Annotated in this window: 17 protein-coding genes; 1 reads left to right on the top strand and 16 read right to left on the bottom strand. The window is 43.8% G+C overall.

Features of this window, described 5'->3' with window-relative positions:
• Positions 1–10: 10 nt before the first annotated feature.
• Positions 11–1537 carry a hypothetical protein gene (locus AC0YNW_RS28170; protein ID WP_475834710.1) on the bottom strand — a complete coding sequence of 509 codons (1527 nt, stop codon included), beginning with the start codon at positions 1535–1537 and terminating at the stop codon, positions 11–13.
• Positions 1538–1664: 127 nt separating this feature from the next.
• On the opposite strand from AC0YNW_RS28170, the gene AC0YNW_RS28165 reads away from it, so the two are divergent.
• The gene (locus AC0YNW_RS28165) at positions 1665–2009 is read left to right on the top strand and encodes a hypothetical protein (RefSeq protein ID WP_475834709.1); all 345 of its coding nucleotides are present in this window, start codon (positions 1665–1667) and stop codon (positions 2007–2009) included.
• 414 nt (positions 2010–2423) lie between these two features.
• Here the strand turns inward: AC0YNW_RS28165 and AC0YNW_RS28160 are convergent, their stop codons facing one another.
• The 15 genes from AC0YNW_RS28160 to AC0YNW_RS28090 form a co-directional block, all read right to left on the bottom strand.
• Complete coding sequence (locus tag AC0YNW_RS28160) at positions 2424–2948, bottom strand: hypothetical protein (RefSeq protein WP_475834708.1); 525 nt, start codon at positions 2946–2948, stop codon at positions 2424–2426.
• A 51-nt stretch (positions 2949–2999) separates the two neighbouring features.
• Positions 3000–3722 (bottom strand): hypothetical protein, encoded by a 723-nt coding sequence (locus tag AC0YNW_RS28155; protein ID WP_475834707.1) that lies wholly within the window; start codon positions 3720–3722, stop codon positions 3000–3002.
• Between the two features lie 9 nt (positions 3723–3731).
• A complete protein-coding gene (locus tag AC0YNW_RS28150; protein ID WP_475834706.1) occupies positions 3732–5129 on the bottom strand; it encodes a hypothetical protein in 1398 nt (465 codons plus the stop codon).
• A 4-nt stretch (positions 5130–5133) separates the two neighbouring features.
• A complete protein-coding gene (locus AC0YNW_RS28145; protein ID WP_475834705.1) occupies positions 5134–5688 on the bottom strand; it encodes a phage adaptor protein in 555 nt (184 codons plus the stop codon).
• 173 nt (positions 5689–5861) lie between these two features.
• Positions 5862–6047, bottom strand: a complete 186-nt coding sequence (locus AC0YNW_RS28140; RefSeq protein ID WP_475834704.1) for a hypothetical protein — start codon at positions 6045–6047, stop codon at positions 5862–5864.
• 14 nt (positions 6048–6061) lie between these two features.
• Complete coding sequence (locus AC0YNW_RS28135) at positions 6062–6400, bottom strand: hypothetical protein (protein ID WP_475834703.1); 339 nt, start codon at positions 6398–6400, stop codon at positions 6062–6064.
• 11 nt (positions 6401–6411) lie between these two features.
• Positions 6412–8430 carry a glycosyl hydrolase family 28-related protein gene (locus AC0YNW_RS28130; protein ID WP_475834702.1) on the bottom strand — a complete coding sequence of 673 codons (2019 nt, stop codon included), beginning with the start codon at positions 8428–8430 and terminating at the stop codon, positions 6412–6414.
• A gap of 4 nt (positions 8431–8434) precedes the next feature.
• The gene (locus AC0YNW_RS28125; RefSeq protein ID WP_475834701.1) at positions 8435–9145 is read right to left on the bottom strand and encodes a phage adaptor protein; all 711 of its coding nucleotides are present in this window, start codon (positions 9143–9145) and stop codon (positions 8435–8437) included.
• A gap of 30 nt (positions 9146–9175) precedes the next feature.
• Entirely contained in the window at positions 9176–9331 is a 156-nt protein-coding gene (locus AC0YNW_RS28120; protein WP_475834700.1) for a hypothetical protein, read from the bottom strand.
• Positions 9332–9363: 32 nt separating this feature from the next.
• Positions 9364–9540 carry a hypothetical protein gene (locus tag AC0YNW_RS28115; protein WP_475834699.1) on the bottom strand — a complete coding sequence of 59 codons (177 nt, stop codon included), beginning with the start codon at positions 9538–9540 and terminating at the stop codon, positions 9364–9366.
• A gap of 12 nt (positions 9541–9552) precedes the next feature.
• The gene (locus tag AC0YNW_RS28110) at positions 9553–10524 is read right to left on the bottom strand and encodes a Mu-like prophage major head subunit gpT family protein (RefSeq protein ID WP_475834698.1); all 972 of its coding nucleotides are present in this window, start codon (positions 10522–10524) and stop codon (positions 9553–9555) included.
• Positions 10525–10535: 11 nt separating this feature from the next.
• The gene (locus AC0YNW_RS28105; protein ID WP_475834697.1) at positions 10536–10970 is read right to left on the bottom strand and encodes a hypothetical protein; all 435 of its coding nucleotides are present in this window, start codon (positions 10968–10970) and stop codon (positions 10536–10538) included.
• A gap of 10 nt (positions 10971–10980) precedes the next feature.
• On the bottom strand, positions 10981–11913 hold the full coding sequence (locus AC0YNW_RS28100) for a hypothetical protein (RefSeq protein ID WP_475834696.1): 933 nt from the start codon (positions 11911–11913) through the stop codon (positions 10981–10983).
• Between the two features lie 78 nt (positions 11914–11991).
• The gene (locus tag AC0YNW_RS28095) at positions 11992–14049 is read right to left on the bottom strand and encodes a portal protein (protein WP_475834695.1); all 2058 of its coding nucleotides are present in this window, start codon (positions 14047–14049) and stop codon (positions 11992–11994) included.
• A 28-nt stretch (positions 14050–14077) separates the two neighbouring features.
• Positions 14078–14332: a hypothetical protein gene (locus AC0YNW_RS28090; RefSeq protein WP_475834694.1), complete on the bottom strand. Its 255-nt coding sequence runs from the start codon at positions 14330–14332 to the stop codon at positions 14078–14080.
• Between the last annotated feature and the right edge of the window lie 3 nt (positions 14333–14335).

The raw sequence follows: 14335 nt of genomic DNA, 5'->3' as shown, positions 1-14335 counted from the left end.
TCCTCACCGCCTATTTATTCAAAAATGATAATGGCTCTTTTTTAGGTTGTGCTTGTTCAGCAGCTTTTAAGAGAGCTTGATATCCCTCATAACCATACTCATTAATTATATTTGTCGAATACTTTTTAATATCTTCTAATGCTTTGATTGGATCGGAATTGATGCTTGCTATATCATCTGCAAAATCTGGGTTCTGATGATAAGGCACAGCACTAGAATTGTTACTACCTGAAGCATATGGAGTTCCAGCCGCCACTCCATTAATTCCCTCAGGAGCGTATCCCGTAGCTTTCCAAATATCCATAAGCTGCGAGTTATTAGCGTTCATGCGACTTGTGGATGCGCTATATGCCGAAGTGTTGGCGTTCTGTTTGCTAATCGCGATCTGCTGTGCAAACTCCATAGCAGCCCTTGTAGGCGTCCCTTCAGGTATTCCATACATCTGAGCCAGAGTCGGAGTGATTTTGCCCGTCTGATCTGCAACGGTCCATTCGTTAGCAAGCAATTGCTGCTGTTGAGCAGAGGTTGGTGAACCATCCGGCAGATAACCAGTAAGCTGCGACATAGTGACGTTTCCTGAGAAGGTGTTCTGACCTGTGCCGGCATTGTTAGTGAGGTTACCCCAATTATTCTGAGGTCCTTGTCCCAGGTTCTGAGTCTGTCCAACCATGTCCATATAAGCGCCCCAATTGGCTTGTTTGTTAGCTAGATCAGATGCCTTTCCTCCTAGAGTCCGCATTCCCGCTGATCCCATATTCGACCTTGCGCTATTCGCTGTGTTGTTAGCTCCGATGAAAGATGTGTCCATGCCCATCCCTTGAAGTTGCGCACGCATCCTGTCGCCCTCCGCTCGTGCAGACGCTTGTTGTTCCGGCGTCATGGATGACCAGTTTTGCTCAGTAGTTGCTTTATAATCAGCTAGGGAATTATATAGGTTTGTTGCTTCATCAGGTCTGTAGTAGCCTGTTTCCCTAGATATTTCAATCGGTTTTGTCACTTCGTTCTGATACTGATTAGCGAACAACTTGGATAGATTGTTAATACGGTCTTGCCCGGCGCCATAATTAAGCTGTTGGACCTGCAAGTTTCGGTTCGCATTGTCGGAATACTGCTGATAGGCCATCGGCATATAGTTCTGGATCATTTGATTTTGTATGTCTAAGGTGGCCTGATTAGCAAGCTGGCGTTCCACCGATTCAGAATAGGATGACTTACCCTGACCGTTGGCCCTCAATCTAGCGTTGGTATTCGCTTGATTTGTACCTAGTTGCTGCATGGATTGGGCGATGTAAGACTGAAATGCTTGGTCATTCTGAGGTTTATATTCGAACTGATCAGGCATATTAAACTGAAACGGATCGTTGTTCACCGATTGGCTCATGTTATCTAAGGTTGATTTCATGGTGTTCTGATTCTGATTGTTCGGTGAAAAGTTTTGAGCTAGGCCGACAGCCTTTGGACTGGGTTGCTTGAATTTACCTAGCGTTCCAGCCTTTCTATTCTGCATAAAAGCACCTAATCCGTTATTAGAAAGCATCGTTATCCTCCTCTCGGGAATAAAAAAAGAGCCTGCCTATGGCAAACTCAATTATTGTAAAATATATCCTCTCTGATAGAATGAAAGTTGTCGAAGCTTATCATTTTACGAGAGGAGGTGTTATATATTGAAAAAGGTTGTGCGTGTTGCGGAAGTGTTCCGAGAAGCAAAAATCCAATCCCTCAACATCCCGATTATTACGGACAAGGTATTCCAAACTTCATGCCACACTTGCGGAGAAACTCAACTGCTTATTGAATGCAAACCGTATCTCAAAGACGGCGAGACCTTCTACAACTGTAAAAACGATTGTAATGTCATTGTTGTTGTTGGTGAACCAGGTACAGTGGCGATTGAAGGAAGAGGTTATCGTCTAGATAATTACGTTATCCGAAATGTTAGTGATTTAATCGTACTCACAGTTGATTCACCGAATGTACTTTTTCCGAAATCTCCAGCGGCATTGGATTGATACTACTCGATTGCATCGATACAAGTTTTTGTATGATTTCGGTGCAATCAGTAATTCCATCTCCGCTTCGAACTAGTTCTTTCTGTAACCTTTTAACTTCTTTCACTGTCCTCACTCTCCTTTTATATCACAGATTATATAAACAAAAAAGAGCCTGCCTTGTGGCAAACTCTCAAAGTACTGTATTTATAAAAGAAAATAACCCGCCCAAGTTGCGCAAGGACCGGGTTATTCTCTGACTTGTTTTCGAGGAGTCGGCTGCAACCGTCTCCTTTTCTTATTGTAAGTATAATACACAAAATTTATAACTTCAAACATTTAAAATCACGTTTTTCAAACACAAAATGCATTTGAAAAAGACACCCATTTTTGAGTGTCTTTTTATTATTTTGCTACGCGCAAATTTGCGCTCAGTTATTTTGCAGATTCTAAAGCTTCGAGTTCAATTTTTAAACCTTTCAACTCCTCCTCGATTTCAAGAAGCCTACTCTCAAAATACTTCATTTTTTCTTCGTAATTCTCAGTCAGAAAATCCTCTAGTTGAGGCATGGTTTTTAGTGAATTTTCATAACTCTCTTTCTCTTGTTGAACTACTGATGGTATATAGTCACGTTCTCTTTCGAGTTCTTTAATATTTTCCTTAATAGTTTTTATACGTTGTTCCTTAACAAATAACGTTGCACTTAAAGTAACAACAGATTTCCCCGTTTTTGTGGCTGGTTTAAATTGTACAGAACGCCCTACTCCTTCAGCTATCTCACGTACTGGGGCATAACTTTTTCCTTCAATGATAATTACATCGCTCATTCTTTTGCCATCAAGGTACAATTCAGCCTCAGAACCTACTTTTTTGCCAATCATCGATACACCATCAGCAAAAACTTGTACTCCTGTAAACAGTACTGCACCAACAATCACGCCAGAAATGAACTTTTTCATATACATTATCCTCCAAGTTTTAGGTTGAAAATGTATACGCAATAATTTTGATTAAGTTACGCCCGTAAAGACTCCATTTGAAAAGTTTAGCGTTGTTCCATCAATGGTTACAGCTGTAGACTCTCCAGAGAAGGAATTTACCTTGCTATTAAGAGCTTGTTGCAAACTTTGTCCTGTTGCGTTGTTGAAGAATTTAGCAAAGCTTTCTGTTCTAACTCCCGAATTGCTCTGAGAGGAAATATAGACAGCCTCAGTTTTGCCATTAATCTGAACGCCTTTATTGCTTTCAATTAGTAGTCCGTCAGGATTTGAGATCGCAGATGATTCCAACTCGCCGTTTTCAAAAACCAATGATGGCCTTCCATTCCATCCATCGGGACTTACTTTGATTCCATTACCTTCCGCAAGCCATGCTGCAAACAGATTATCAACTATCGACATTTCCGATCGCGGATACGTCCCATTCGCTGTAGCGATGTATGAACCAAATATTTGTACAGATTCGATAATACCGGCCATAATGTGACCTAGATTGGCTGAGATGGCCGATAACTCATCAACTTCTATGTTCTGCGCCTTAATGCCTTTCGCTCTGATGTTGTTCACATCAAGGTTACCATTGAGCATCCATTCCAAATCGTTCTTCAGCGCGGATACAATGTTCGCCAGTTGCTTCAAGTACGCAATAGTGGCCTGCATTTGTTGGTCTTGTGTTGAACCGAATGGTGGCGTCTTGAACGGCGGGATCTGAGGTGGGCTATTCCATGTACTCATATATACCTCCTATAGCGGCAATTGGCGCTTCTGAGTGGTTAGTTCATGCACTCGCGCCCATCCCGTACCTTCTAATTTGACTCGTAACATGTTGGATAGTGTGAACTTTTGAACGGGAATAAGTATCTTCTCGATCTTTGTCCCACTGCCCGTAACCGTCTGAACAAGCTCCCAATCGTTCCCGTTTGGTGACTCGGAAAGGTAAATGTTCATTGTGCTTCCGACCGCCAGTTCAGCCATGATATACATTTTGAGCCATCGTGACTTTTGAGCCGTTGTGCCGTTCGTGAAGATCTTGGTTACGGCGTACCAGTTAATAGGCTGCCCAGCGTCTGTCGTACCTCCAAGCTTCAATACACGGCCTGTAGCGTCCCCTACGTACATCTCACCTTTAAACATCACAAAGCAAGTAGCGGAAATATTCTTTCGAATCGTCCATGTTTGGAACACTGTGTCATAGACGAGGATCTTGTCGTTCATAAAAAAATACATCTTCCTGCCATCTGTGCCAGCCGAGGCGCCAGAGACATTTGAGATGTATCTTCTTACGATATCTGAAAAGGTACGATCAGGGCTTACGCCACCGCTAATGTACTCGTATATAGAATCTCGATGTATTCCCCTCAGTATGGAGTCCATGACTATTACACTATTGTTGTTTGTGACGCCCATATTTTCGGATACAGGCCTCGTGGTGAAGTCAGAGGGTATTGCTCCGTATAGCTCTTGGAACGCGTTAGGCATGCCAATAACGAGTTTAGCGAGGCCACCACTGAGCATGTTCACGTTCTCGCCTCGTTCGCTTTCAATGGTCTTACCGTAAGAGTCCTCTTCCGTCACCAGAAAAGAGTTCCATTGGGTGGCATCGTCCAGTTTACAGGCTCGTATCTCCTTACCAAATGCGCCCCACAACCGGTTCTGATACGTTGTGACATAGTTTATATTCGTTGGCGCGTCTCCGAATGATTGCACCGTTGTACCGTTGTATCTCTTCAAACCGTTGACTCCGTTGCTCCCCACTAGGTTCATTTCGGGCCAATTCCCTTGAAAGTGAGTAAACGTCCACATAGCAGATGTGTCTAGGCTGCTGATAAGAGGGTCGCTCCACGCTGTGCCTGTCCACTTACGCCATGTGCCATCGTTAAATACTGCATGCAGCTCAGTATCCTTCCATACGCCAAGGCCCAGTACCTTCGTTCCTACGGCTGCACCAAGCACCTCGTATCCTGGGCATGTCGAGAATGCCGGGAAATCATCAGTCACGATATTCGAAGCGTCTGTAAAGAAGCTGTCTTCAATGCTGTATGGATCGAATCCGTTTATCCCTCTAAACTCACGTATGGGATTAGGTGGTTCAAGTCCTGACAATTCAGCAGGAGGAGCAATCGAATATTGAATACGATTCATTGGATCACTCCCTAGTGTAGTGTTGAGCTGCTACGTTCCAGGCGGCCTTATACTGGGCGTCAAATAAGCTAAACTTTGATGGATCGTCCATAGTGATAGCAAGCCAGGCAGACAAGGCGAGAACGTATGTCCAGTGATATTCCGCTGGCGCGTCTGGTTGTGCCGATAGGTTACCCGTTGTGAAAGTTGAAGTTGCTATTCGGTGATAACGAACAATCCCCGGTAAACCGTTTTTATACGGCGCCGGGGATAGCATAATCTTATTATTACTGTCATCATAACTCCAGTTGTTTTGTGTTGGGTTTACATTGTCACTCATGAGGTCAAGATACTTTAGTAATCCCACTTCTACCAGGTCAATGTTCTTTTCTCGCACGTCAGCCGGCATTGTATACTCTGGCTGTCCGAGAACGCCACTGAACCTTACGAGTTTGGGAATCTTCACAACGTTGAAGAAGTCTCCGTTGATCGCGTTGAGTTGTGTCACTTTGTCGGATGTGGTAACTGTATTCGGAACCAGCAGATCTGCCTCACTTATGATTTGCTGTAATGTTAACATGACGATCCTCCTTTCTTAAATTCACTTTAATATCAATGCTTTCTTGATATTGCTTCATTTTATTTCGATGGTACATAAAAGAGCGTGTTTGCCACACGCCCCCTCGTCGGTGTATTCGTTTCATAATCAGGTGGTAATGATACATAATGAATTTCATTCCGCACCTCCAAATATTACGAATCTGACTCAAAAAATTTCATTCCTATGTTGCAATTCTCATCTAAGTCTCGCAATACATATTCTTCAATCATTAGTTTAGTAGCCAATGCTTTAGTGACCTCGTTAGTGTTATACCCCTCGGAAATTGCCCAGCAAATAACACTGATCAATTCATCCTTTTCTTCATCATTGAATTCCATCAAAAATTCTCCTCTCATGCGGATTGACCTGGTTCCAGAACGTCTCTGGCTTGCTCAAATTTCGGCAGCGTCTTGAGGTAGTTGTACATTTGCTTTACAAAATTCAATGCATTATCACTCGTATCTGGTACAAATTTAAAGTTTTCCCGATCTAATGGATCGGTACCTCTCTGCAGGCTGTATACGATATCAAAGTGAAGCTCTCCCTTATCGCCAGCGATTCTGTCGATGCAACAATATCCGTTAGGGATCTGCTTACTAGTATTTAGTACCACTAAGTCTGCATTTAGATCGGTATACAAGCTTGCCACATTTGTACCCTTTGGCACTTCAAATGGAAGTATAAAGCCCATTGTCATCCTCCTTATACGGTTGTCCACGTGCCGACTAGGTTCTTAACGATCCAATCGCCGCCCGGTAATGGTTTTAACGTTACGCTGCTGCCCTTTACTGTCGTCCTTATACGCTGTGCAGAGGTAGCTAGCGGTAAAATGTTCTTCCCTGTTGCCGGTAGTATATCCACCCGATAGTTGCCGCTCATTTCTATGGTTATTTCTGTGTCGAATCCACCGAAGTCCGTTAAGTTATATGTGATAAAATCAACAGAGTTAGTATTTTTGCGGTAACTTGCAAAGCTAGAACGTTGAATCGGCAAACCGCCAGAGAATGTGTCCTCGACAGAAAAGATATTGAATCTATCCCTGACCTCAAAAACGCCACCCATATAGGGGTTAAGGTTTAGCGCATCGCCTTTTGGTGGATCAATGATCTTCACATTTTTGATATATGTGACACCAAGTTTTAGGTCATTTATATAGAACATTCGTCTTATTTGTTTCACCGCTCTTGTATCGATGGAACGCGGTCTGTTAAATTCCACATTACCAAACTCATGCGTTGTTGGATGCGACGCCTCCCGAAGGATCGCATAGGCGCTTCCGAACTGTTCTTGTGACGAATTAACTGAATTGCAATCGATCACGGTTGGATCGTTGAATTGGATAGTCGGAAGACCTAGGCCATAAGTATGGACTACGACCCCAGCAAATTTATTTTTGGTGAAAGACGGCCTATTAATTTTGACTGTACCTTTCAGCGTCCCGGTCCCTCCATAGACTGCAAATCCGCTATTGCTGGCTTCATCCGCAAAGTTATCGATCTCCAAGGACACTTCGTCGCCACGATTAGCAATGTGTGATAGGTCGATATAGCCTCCCGTCTGATTGCAATTCTTTGTTGATGCCCCAACAACTCGCACATTTTTTAAGTATGGAACATTAGAATCGCTTTCAGGCTCAATTCCTATGCCGCTTTCAGGTAAGACACCTTTTACATTCTCAATCACTGGATACTCAATCAAGATATCTTCGCCAGAGCAAATCGATATTCCATTACGTCTAACATTATTGATATATGGTCTTACAATCCTAATTCCTTTGTTTCGTTTCGGATTAACAACAAAGAACTGAACTCCAATGTATATCCCATCGCCCCAGCAATTTGTGATTTTTGGGTCTTCAATCAACACATTCTCGCTATTGTTGATGTTAATACCGTGACTCCATTCGCCCTCTGTTCCTGTATGTTCTTCCTTTTCTCCTTCGATCTGCGGTTTTATTAATGTTACATTATCGCAATCTAGGATGTTTAGCACGTAGGATATGCCCTCACTATTCTTGTTAATCGCCTTAAACTTGGCGTTTTGTGACCATTCCATTCTAACGTTGCTCTTAAGCTTTAATTGCTTAACTGCATCAATCATGTAGATACCATCAGGCACAGAAATCGCACCTCCTCCATTAGAGGAGACAAAATCAATTACACCTTGAATTGTATCTGTATCATCCGTTAATCCGTCTCCTTTTGCTCCTTGTGTCTTTAAGTTAATTGCAATTTGGTCCAATTGAAGAGTAGTCGCGTAATCTTCCAAGCCATACTCACTTTTAAGACGAAATCCCCCCACATGACCACGAGCATCCGTAATGACATCCACAACACCATGTATATTTGTAGACACAACGGCTATAGCAAGATAATCAGTTCCCACCAATCCCGTTGGATGGGACGTACCCCATTTCCAATCACCGTCCTTTGCAAAGTCCAGGTAATAGACGGTATTCGAAATTGTTGTTTGAAAGGAGGTTCCTTCACGAGCCATGATGTCATTATTAAGAGATACGGAGATGTCCGAAACGTCTATCATATCGCTTCGCTTAACGTTCTTTGTTACCTCGCCGCCAGCGACGACATACGCCTGTAATAAGTAGCCAACGTCCTCGAATCCTTTGATTTTCTTATAGTTTAGATAAGTAGATTCCGTTTGTTGTGCAATTTGCGGACTCGTATATACATGTGTGTACCATGGATACGGATTATAGTTCATCACATCACCATCTTTCGTTAACGGTAAAACGTTCCCAACCGCTATTTGCTGCCTTGTAATCATATAACCATTGTTGGTACTTCTCGTTATTCTCTACGGCTTGTGGGCCGCTTAGAACGTCTCTGAGAACCCCATATACTAATACCATGTCAAAGTTTGGATCGAAGCCTGTAGGCCCATTTAAACTCTCTACGGTTAGTGCAGATAAAACAGGGATATGGAATATCTTCAATCCCCTGGTTACATCATTACAAGGCATGGGGATGAGTCCGATAGATCCGCTTAAAAAATAGTAGTACGGTCCATAATAGCTCTCGTCAAACTGCCTATAAGGGAGTTTGAACCAACAATTGTTTGAATTGGTCATCGGCAGTTGAGATGTGAGTGTGCCGGTGTTATACGTCATTGGCTCAACCCACCCATCGTTACAGTCTCCGCAATAATATCCACCGTAGTTCCCACGCCACAATCCCTTAACATCGACGTTTATAACGCTGCCAGGAGGGCAAGGGAGAGGATATAGTGATTGCCCCTGCAATAAGTCAAACTCAGTAACAACAGTCTCTGATTGACGCTGTGCGGGGCCGTAGTTGCGAATCAGATCATCTCTCACCTGTGTGACTTTTCGAAGAATCGACTCCATGGACAGGCCATAGTTAGAATTCGCCCAATTCATTCGTTCGGTGATTTCTTCTACCACCTCTTGAACAATCATTTGTTTACCCCCTAGCTTTCCAAGCATTCATTAGCTGACGTTTTTAGCATTTCTTCTTGTATATTGGCGCTTAGCATTATTTTCATTTGGAGCGCTTGACGTTCTTAACAATTGTTCTAGTAATTCATTTGTGCGCTTCTGTTCAATGTAGATCGCATTCAATGCATCCATCTCGATTTTAAACATGTACCCACCTCCAAAAATAGAAAAAGGGAGGATTAACCTCCCTTATCCTCCATTAGTTCATGTTTGCGTAATGCTTCAACCATGATGTTCCATTTGCGGACACTTTCTTTTTCACCTGCAGTTGCATCCTGTTTAGCTCTCAACAACGGGATGTACTCTACTTTTTCTTTGTGTTCGTCTAGCTTTTGTTTGCGAGGATGCCCGGGCATCTAATGACCCCCTTATGGTGTATCGGCACCAGTGGAACCATAGACAAACCAAGGGCTTAAGAATCCATAACTCCACCGTCCGACTACTTTATATTTCATAATCTCAGTATCGAAGTCCTCGATATTGCCGTCTTCTGCACGTCGACGCCAGAACCAGAGGTTGTACTTATTTTTGCGCGAATCGTCGATTGCAAACCATGCGTTTGGATTTTTAAGGAATGGATTTACAATGACCGTAATGTCGCCTTGGTAAACGTTGATATTGTGCATGTCGTTACCAGGCTCGTATCCTTGTCCCAACCCTGGGATACCGGCGATTTGCTTCGCAACACGAGCGTTATTAGGATGCACTAGCAGCGTGTCAGGCAGAGCAGCTTGAAGAACTCCTCTATCGTCCACCCATCCTTGCATAGCAACGTATACCTCTTCCCAAGTATCGATCGTCAATTTCTTTGTACTTAGGTTAGACTGTACGTCAGTAGAATTGTTAGGCGAGAACGGATGGTCAACGGCACATAATGCCTTTCCGTCAGGTCCTGCAGAGTTCATTGCATATCCCATATAATCCGTTCCTGCAATTGTGTTGAAGTTATTAAAAACCTCAACCGCTTGGTACTGTTGGGTTTTGTATACCGAATCTGCCATTCCTGTGATTATTTGCTTAAGCTGTGGAACCTTTAAATCATCGATAAAGTCGCGGTCAATCTCGCGACCGTCTGAATATTTCCGATGCTTGAATTGCTTTGGCCATAATTCCTCTACCTTGCTGTATGCCACTTGGTTGTTCGAGCGATCCCATGGCTTCATGAGACCTTGTCCACCAGCACCGTCGAAAGATTCAATAGATTTTGTCGAGCTCTCTGTGTTGTAGAGGATTGGAATAAAGTCACGCTTCAACTTTTTATTCATTTCTTCTTGATAAATACCACGGAAAACCGGCTCTAGAACTCGCGGGTCCCACTCTAAATAAGATTGTACGGACATCTATATTCCTCCTAGCTGAACTGACGCAGTTTAAAATAAACCGACGCCGTTTGATTAGTTGTGTTAACACGTAGAATTGCAACAGCTCCACCAGCTACCGTGGCAGAGTTTACGGATAGACCGTCAGCAGAAATAGCAACAGCATTGGCGCCGGGAACAAACCCAGCGTCTGGAGTGCCAGTATACTTAACAACAAACAGATCACCAGGCCGAATTAACATGACGCTGCACGGTTGGTTTGTACCTGCTGCTACATTACCTGTCAGAATTCCTCCTGGTACGTCGGTAGCTGAAGCAAGCGTCCATCTGCCAGATACAAGCTTCACAGCCTGTCCTTTTTTACCGGCTTGTGAATTGGTGTAAAGAATGTCAGTGACTCGCGTCTCGTCTTGGTGCATATCACTATGTGTCCAGCTAAAACCTGGACCGTAAAGGGCTAGTGCCATTCGTTATTCCTCATTTCCTCATGAATTTTTTGGCTGATTTCGGATCTAAGCCGAACATAGAAAAAGCGTTCTTGACATTGTCAGGAACACCCTCGTCTTTTTCGACTTCAACGCTACCCTCAACTTTGGCGCGTTTGTTAAGTCTGCTCTGTTTTTTTGCGGCTTGTTCTCCGCGTTTACGTTCGTCTTCACGAATCTTTTGTTGATGGACCAACTCATAAGCGTCTACAGGGTCATAACCTCGATTAATCCGCGCTTGCATCTCCTCAGTTAGCCAAGGAGCGTCACTCCCATCTTCGCTAGTCTCATCTGCGAGATGAGGGTACTTCTCGAATAGCGCATTCCAACCAGCTATCCGGGTATCCTCAACCTCTTTAGCTTTGATATTGGACTTCTCTTCCCCTTGCTTGGAGAGAATATCTTTTGCTTGTCTGAGCAAAGGGTGGTTATCAATAAATTCTTCTACTCGCTCAGGGTCCAGTCCAGCGTTCTCGGCATCCTCTCTCAACTGCTTGCGCATATCTTCGAAGTGATCCTTCTGCTTCTGGACAGATTCGTTCTCGATCTTATCTAGGTTCGCGAGGTATTCGTCTACTTTTGCAAACCCTGCGAGTTTGGCTGCTCGTTTCAAGGCTGCTTCGTATTCCGTTTTCTTCTCGCGTTCCTTGTCCAAGGCCATACCCTTTTGCACATACTCAGGAACCTGGTCCTCGTCAATCTCAATTTCTTTTTTGTTATACTTTACAGTGATCTTCTTTGAGCCCTCTATGGCAGGAGCACCCTCTATTGATCCTTCTTCCTTGTCCTCGTTATGGTCATCATCTTGGTTGGCATGTGGCTCTTCTTTCTTTTCTGATAGACCAAACAATTCCATTGCTCCGCTTATACGATCATCAAGCGGTGTTTCCTGATCGTTATCGATATGGTTGTCGACTTGATCCATTGGTATTGCCTCCTCGTATCCGCTATGGCTGGCGGCTGAAATAGTAAAGGGCATAAGCGTATCAGCTCATGCCCTGCGTTAAGCACCTATTGTCATGCTTTGGTCTTTCATCATTTGGTTTGCAACCTTCGCTTCCTCAATGTCCAATTTACGTGTTTGGGCATTCTGAGCGAATTGTCGTTCCTGACTATTCGCCTGTTGAAGCTGTCCGAATACTTGCTCCATCTGCTGCTTCATTCCTTGATTCTCCATCTGCAATTGTTCCATCATCTGTCCCATTTGTTGCATCTGTTGTTGAATGCCGGCCTTCTCGGAGATCCTTTCCTGAATGACCTCCATCGGCTCCATACGACCATTTTGAATAGTATATCGAACAGCTTCAGCGTCGATCATTGGCAATTGTGTGAGAGGATCTTGCATCCCTAAAAGATTGAACGCCATCTGCACCCAGTATTGATTGTCCATAGGTTTTTCAGCTGTGATATTTACCAATATGTCGAACTCAGGTAAGTACTCCTCGATAACCGGCAGCTCTTCTGTCTGACCATCTACGGATTGCTCGAATGTCGTAGGGACTTGGGATACAAGCTTCTGGCGACTCATAGAAACGTCTCTTCCTGTCACCCTTGCAATTCGTTCGTCAGTATAGAATTGAGCTATCAACTCCACATACTGACTGAACACATCTGCCATGGCTTCAGAAATCAGGTCAGACACGGTATTTAATCTCGTCGATGCTGCTGCTATTAATGCTTTAGCCTGTTCACCACTCGTCACATTAGAGCTAGCCTGTCCATTTGAGCTGTCAAATTGCCCCGGTATGACCTGCAATATCTCCCGGTAGTAGTTAAGCATGTTGAATACAGTCTGCGGCGTATTGACACCTTGTAGCTCTTTCCAATCGTCCTTACGACCAGGAGCAACCGGAAGCATAGCACCTTCTTGCGAACGTTGTTCTTTCCACGTTGCTAATTTTGTTATGGCGCCCTCTTCGTAAACGATAGCGCTATTCCCTGATTTAGCCATGGTAGTGACTGCGATCTCAGCGAACTTGTTAAGCATGATCTGAGGACGAATCATGTCTCGCATAAACCCTTTTCCCCATACGTTTTTACCGTTAGGGAATAGCGTCCTAGCCGTAAATGGATACATACCATGGTTGTATACATAGGATTTATGCTCAAGGAATACGCCACTAGTGGAGACGTATACACAATGCACGCCCTCCATGGTTCCTCCTGCCTTTGCCAACGCCTCAGATGGATCTTTTCCTTCCGCTAAAAGCGTATCAGCTTCCTCCTTGAACAATTCTTTGTCATCGTTGCTCATGAGTTTAGGCAACCCACGATACCAGTACTCAAGAAGTCCCGCTGTCTTGGTTTGCGTGGTCGAACTCGACGAATCTGTAAAATTGAAACTGCTTTGACCACCATTGTTTTGTAGACTCTGCGCTTGATTGTCAGGCATGACCTTCTTTCCATTCTCAGGCCATTTCCGTTCAAAATACTCAAGCGTCTTAATGGTGTCAATGATGATAGCTGACATCTCTTGCAGATAGATAAAGTCAGTGATTCGTGGGTCAGTGTAGAAGCTTCCCAATTCAACTGGAACAATATCATTGCGTCCAGTGAAGCGATTCATCCCACGCCCACCCTCAACGTCAGGATCAAATATGGTTTTGAATATTAACGGGCCATGAACAACGCATTGGCGTATAGCTTTAATATACTTCTGTTTGAATTTAATCTTGCTCAGCTCGTAAGGTAGGAAAGCGTTGAGGTCTCGCGCCTTTTCCTCGTCATTCGGTTCCTGCGCCTGGAAGTCTGGCCACGGGTCCCATCCTCCTAACTTGCCTATAATAGCCTCGCATTGCGCCCATGTGACATTGTCTACGCTGTTAGGGCGCCTCTTGCTCGTCTCTACAGACCGCAACCCATGCCAATGATCCCCATCATAGAAACGCATCTCTTCTTGCCATATGGGATCCATACTCTGGCGTGCTGTCTTGAACACATCGTAATCATGCATGATGTTGTCATATAACGTCTGATGCTCTGGCGTATTTATTTGCTTCGGATTCCCATCCGGTTCTGTGCCTGTAAAAATACCTTTTAGCTTGTCTACCACTTTCGCCACTCAATCACCCCCTTAACTAAAAGAACCGCTAGTTCGTGGTATCCTCAGTAGGATCGTCATACCACGATAGCGGTTCTTTCATTGGTTTTGTTGATTCAATAGGAGTTTGTAACAACCTATACTCTTTATAGTCCTTAGCCATCAACTTGTCAGTCAGACGTTCTATAGTCTTCTGTTGGTTAAGAATGATAATCCTTCCCACGCCTATCAAAACCCCTATAATACAAGCAAGAATGGCTGACACAACAGACAAACCAAAATATTGTTCTATAAATTGCTCCATATC

The sequence above is a fragment of the Paenibacillus sp. J31R120 genome, from assembly GCF_056269225.1.
This window is presented reverse-complemented; position numbering and strand designations above follow the sequence as displayed.

Coding starts and splice junctions, on each gene's coding strand:
- AC0YNW_RS28170 (WP_475834710.1), bottom strand. CDS start 1,537: ATGCTTTCTAATAACGGATTAGGTGCTTTTATGCAGAATAGAAAGGCT.
- AC0YNW_RS28160 (WP_475834708.1), bottom strand. CDS start 2,948: ATGAAAAAGTTCATTTCTGGCGTGATTGTTGGTGCAGTACTGTTTACA.
- AC0YNW_RS28155 (WP_475834707.1), bottom strand. CDS start 3,722: ATGAGTACATGGAATAGCCCACCTCAGATCCCGCCGTTCAAGACGCCA.
- AC0YNW_RS28150 (WP_475834706.1), bottom strand. CDS start 5,129: ATGAATCGTATTCAATATTCGATTGCTCCTCCTGCTGAATTGTCAGGA.
- AC0YNW_RS28145 (WP_475834705.1), bottom strand. CDS start 5,688: ATGTTAACATTACAGCAAATCATAAGTGAGGCAGATCTGCTGGTTCCG.
- AC0YNW_RS28140 (WP_475834704.1), bottom strand. CDS start 6,047: ATGGAATTCAATGATGAAGAAAAGGATGAATTGATCAGTGTTATTTGC.
- AC0YNW_RS28135 (WP_475834703.1), bottom strand. CDS start 6,400: ATGGGCTTTATACTTCCATTTGAAGTGCCAAAGGGTACAAATGTGGCA.
- AC0YNW_RS28130 (WP_475834702.1), bottom strand. CDS start 8,430: ATGAACTATAATCCGTATCCATGGTACACACATGTATATACGAGTCCG.
- AC0YNW_RS28125 (WP_475834701.1), bottom strand. CDS start 9,145: ATGATTGTTCAAGAGGTGGTAGAAGAAATCACCGAACGAATGAATTGG.
- AC0YNW_RS28120 (WP_475834700.1), bottom strand. CDS start 9,331: ATGTTTAAAATCGAGATGGATGCATTGAATGCGATCTACATTGAACAG.
- AC0YNW_RS28115 (WP_475834699.1), bottom strand. CDS start 9,540: ATGCCCGGGCATCCTCGCAAACAAAAGCTAGACGAACACAAAGAAAAA.
- AC0YNW_RS28110 (WP_475834698.1), bottom strand. CDS start 10,524: ATGTCCGTACAATCTTATTTAGAGTGGGACCCGCGAGTTCTAGAGCCG.
- AC0YNW_RS28105 (WP_475834697.1), bottom strand. CDS start 10,970: ATGGCACTAGCCCTTTACGGTCCAGGTTTTAGCTGGACACATAGTGAT.
- AC0YNW_RS28100 (WP_475834696.1), bottom strand. CDS start 11,913: ATGGATCAAGTCGACAACCATATCGATAACGATCAGGAAACACCGCTT.
- AC0YNW_RS28090 (WP_475834694.1), bottom strand. CDS start 14,332: ATGGAGCAATTTATAGAACAATATTTTGGTTTGTCTGTTGTGTCAGCC.